Source organism: Chitinophaga sp. (assembly GCF_036569185.1).
Taxonomy (GTDB): domain Bacteria; phylum Bacteroidota; class Bacteroidia; order Chitinophagales; family Chitinophagaceae; genus Chitinophaga.
Genome location: NZ_DATCRD010000209.1, coordinates 1 through 3,713, shown reverse-complemented (window position 1 = coordinate 3,713; position 3,713 = coordinate 1). Strand labels below are relative to the sequence as shown.

Here is a 3,713-nt window from a genome sequence, read left to right as displayed (position 1 = left end):
CACTCAGCCGGGTTTTATCAGGAAAATTTAGTATTTTCAGCTGAGAATGTTCCATGAATACCGAATCCCCTCAAAGTCATGCCCCACGATCAGAAAAACAATCAAACCACACCGGCTCACGCGAGTCCGGCGGCAGCGTATAATGTAGGTTCAATGGGTATTGCCAGGCCTGCTGTTGTTCCGTCCCTGCAAATGAAGGAAGGCGAATTATCCGAAGAAACACTATCGTCCCAACAACCGGATAAAGCCCCGCTTCAACGGTTAGCAAATAGACCGGCATCACAGAAAGGCTTACCACCATCTACCTCTACGCAGGAACCGGTTGTACAGCGGGTGATCAGTTTAAACGGGGGCTTTATTCATCCCACCAATTACCAGGCCTTTCTATTAAAAATGAAGGAGGCTTTTGACATCAAGGGATACACCTGGATGCCGCAGCATGCCCAACTGCTAACTGAATGGCTCCAGGAGCATGACCGTATTATCAGTGCAAATGATATTGAAGCCATTGCAGATGATCTGTTTATGCATGGAGCGAACGAAGTTTCCTGGGCGAAGATGAATGCTACCGCTATTCCTGCCGCGGATATGGCGGCGGCACAAAACAGGAGAAAAAGAGAAAGGGCTGCTTCCCTGCTGGAGCCTTCTACCGTGCAAACCACTAAATCGGCTACGGGAATCAAAAATCTGGATGATACCCAGCTGCTTCGGCTTACAGACCTGGAGAAAAAAGAGGAAGATGAATTCTGGATCCGCAGGCCCGACAACTCCCTTAACGTAGCAAAAAAGAGAAAACTAGCCAGGGAGGACGAGGCCCGGATCGTAGCATCCGGACATCCAAACAAGCCGTCCTATGTTGTCTGGAAGGATAACCACCAGCTGGGACATTTTTACAGTCCTTTTGGCGGAAGATACAACCATGGCGCCGAAAAAGACCGCACTTATGGAAGCAAGGAACAACGGGAAGGCTATAAATATAAAGGAACGGGCCTGGTAGACGGACACTCCGTGCAGGCGCAGGACGATCAACACATATTGGGGCCTTTCCGGTCCGAGGCTTCTCACTGGACAACAACACCTAAAACAATGGGGACTCCTGACCCAGCTTACGACGATTCCAAGTATCTACCCCAAAACGCCACTGAAAAAAAATTCATCGAAAAGCACCCTTATAATAATTACTGGGAGAATCAGGAGCAAGGAAAGCATTTCCGGCAAAAAGGAATTGAAATGAGGGCTTTAAATGACGACTATCCTTTTCTTCATCTCAACCATTACAAAGGAGATACTTTTCAACCAAACGCCGGAGCTAAAATGCAAAATATTTATGACGTTCCGGACCGCGTCCATTACCTGTTAAAGGACCCCGGCCAACAGCGCCATCTGAAAGCAGATAACCGGCCTGTAGCAGATTATAGCAAGCCAGATGACTATAATAAAGCAACAAATAGATATAAGGATATCAATGGACCACTTTCCCATTTAAAGAATAAAAGTCTGGGAAATAAGTCGGCAAGAGAACATGTGGAATTAGCGGCACAGGCAGACACCAGTCAATTTCCTTTCAGTACAGTACTAAAGCCTAAAGATCCAACGTTCTCATATGAGCCAGAGTCCAGATTTGAAGACGAAGCTTATACAAGCCCTCCGCCCTCTCCGATGCACATCAGCGCAGGCATAGATGAGAAGAAAGAAGTTGTAACTGAAAATCGCACTGAGCTGCAGGATTTTATGTATAATCAGCGTTTGGTAGAAAAAGCCGATTACGATCAGGTCAACAACAAAACAGAGCTAACGCTTTCCGCTCTGAAAAAAGAATCCGAGCCTTCTTCCTGGGTGCTTCCCATACCGTCGTCCAGTACGGTAACAGGCGCCAGTATCCCCACCATACAGGGAGCCTCCTATTTCCCTACGACCCAACAGGACCAAGAACTGACAAATGCCACCTTAAAGCTGCATTGGATCGTGCCTGACGGACATTGTATTTTCGGAGCCTGGGGAGCCTCTAACGGTGAAGCCCCCAACAAAGTGCAGCAAACGGTGGCAGATGCGATAAAAAATAATACCGGCAATATCCGTAACTGGATCGAGCACAATTATGGTGGACATAAATGGGAGGATGTTCTCAAAATGGTGATCCATATCGAGCACTATTGGGCAACCGGGATTGCCGATCTCATGTTGAACCTAGTGGCAGAAGTATATAAAGAGGGAGCGACTATTATTGATCCAACGGGAGCGAAAACCATCATTTCCGGTGGCGGAGCGAGGACGCTGCTCAAAGTGACTAATCCGCATGAGCACTATCATGCTGCTACAATGTAAATTTACCCGGCCGGCTGGCAACATACATTTTAACAGGAACTCTTTAGAAATATACCACAACAGTCACTTCATCTGCAGAAAATTCAAATATACATGAAACAAAGAATGCCCATTGCTTATCAACGGGCATTCTTTGCAGGCAAATAAGGAACCGTACTCCTAAAAATTTACAGTCTCACTACCAGACCAGGTCATTTCTGATATCACCGGGCCTAAAGCGGCGCTTCCCGGGGGAGGGATTGTTACACTGATCTTCGTCAAAACATTCCGCTTGAAAAAGATCTTTTTCTCACCGAGAGGAACGATGCTGCCATCTGGCTTTTCCCATTTCATTTTCACCGTAACAGCATCATTCAGCAATGAATCCCGCTGAAAGAATTCCTGTGCATTTACATAAAATGTTACCGGGGTGATTCAGAGCGCCAACTATTACAAGAAACGAGATAAAACAATGCAGCTTATAGAACAATATGCAAAGCAGCATCCAGATGAATTTGTAAAATTCATATAAACAGAGATCCAATATCGGCATAGCAAAAGTTTGGTAAGCTGGCCCATGCTCACTATCCCCGACGTCATCCCGCCCCTGCTGCAACCGGCAGCATAATTTGCAGCCTATCCCAGGAAAGTATCACATTACCCGTTGAATCACTTTCCGGCACTACCGAATACGTGAGCCGCCTGACAGGTGTATCCAGGCTCAAAGGTTTTACCACAAACCTTGCTACGTCTTCATTTTGATCATATTCATCCGTCAGATGCTGCGTGAAGCGTTTATTCAAGATCACGATCCATTCATTTTGGCCGGGAATGGTGAAAAGAGCATAGGTCCCGGCTGCTATAGAACGCTCGCGGATAACAACATCCCCGGAAAAATCGATCGCTGTTGCCTGGTTGGCGCCACTTGCCCAAACCTGGCCATAGGGCACTAAATTGCCCCAGATAGTTCTGCCTTTAACTCCCGGGGCACTATACTCAATATGCACATGCACTTTTCCGATATTGGCCATCGCTGCACGAAGCGGGCTTCCCGCCATCGTATCTGTCTGGATGGCGCCCTGGTTAACACTATCGGCATAGTCTGATCCATCCGGAGACGCGTGCATAGTGGACGCCTTGCGTTCCCCGGCTATTGGCGCGGGTTTGCCCGTATTATTGTTACAAGCAGCCAGCATTGCCACAGCGATCATGGTAACATACTGCAGTTTCATTGTTCAGAAAATTGTTTATTGTTAATAAATGTCCGGTCATCCAGCGTTCGCAGAAAAGCTATTATTGCGGTTTGCTCCGCCTTCCCCAGGGGAATGCCCGGTTTAGCTCCCCGTTTCAGCAAAGGATCCAGGTTGGGTGTGTTCTTTACATGGCCTGCATAATGCTCCAACACGGCC

The 3,713-nt window shown here is 47.3% G+C and carries 2 protein-coding genes and 1 pseudogene; 1 reads left to right on the top strand and 2 read right to left on the bottom strand.

Annotation, left to right across the window (positions count from 1 at the left end; genetic code table 11):
* Positions 1-78 precede the first annotated feature (78 nt).
* A complete protein-coding gene (locus VIM72_RS15780; protein ID WP_332003787.1) occupies positions 79-2,325 on the top strand; it encodes a hypothetical protein in 2,247 nt (748 codons plus the stop codon).
* Between the two features lie 575 nt (positions 2,326-2,900).
* Here the strand turns inward: VIM72_RS15780 and VIM72_RS15775 are convergent.
* Both VIM72_RS15775 and VIM72_RS15770 read right to left on the bottom strand, forming a co-directional pair.
* Complete coding sequence (locus tag VIM72_RS15775) at positions 2,901-3,536, bottom strand: DUF2911 domain-containing protein (RefSeq protein ID WP_332003786.1); 636 nt, start codon at positions 3,534-3,536, stop codon at positions 2,901-2,903.
* Positions 3,533-3,713 (bottom strand): annotated as a pseudogene (locus VIM72_RS15770) (cytochrome-c peroxidase); the annotation flags it as partial. The pseudogene VIM72_RS15770 and the gene VIM72_RS15775, both read right to left, overlap by 4 nt.

What these genes read in the sequence shown, in the direction of transcription:
- VIM72_RS15780 (WP_332003787.1), top strand. Translation starts at nt 79, where the DNA reads ATGCCCCACGATCAGAAAAACAATCAAACCACACCGGCTCACGCGAGT.
- VIM72_RS15775 (WP_332003786.1), bottom strand. Translation starts at nt 3,536, where the DNA reads ATGAAACTGCAGTATGTTACCATGATCGCTGTGGCAATGCTGGCTGCT.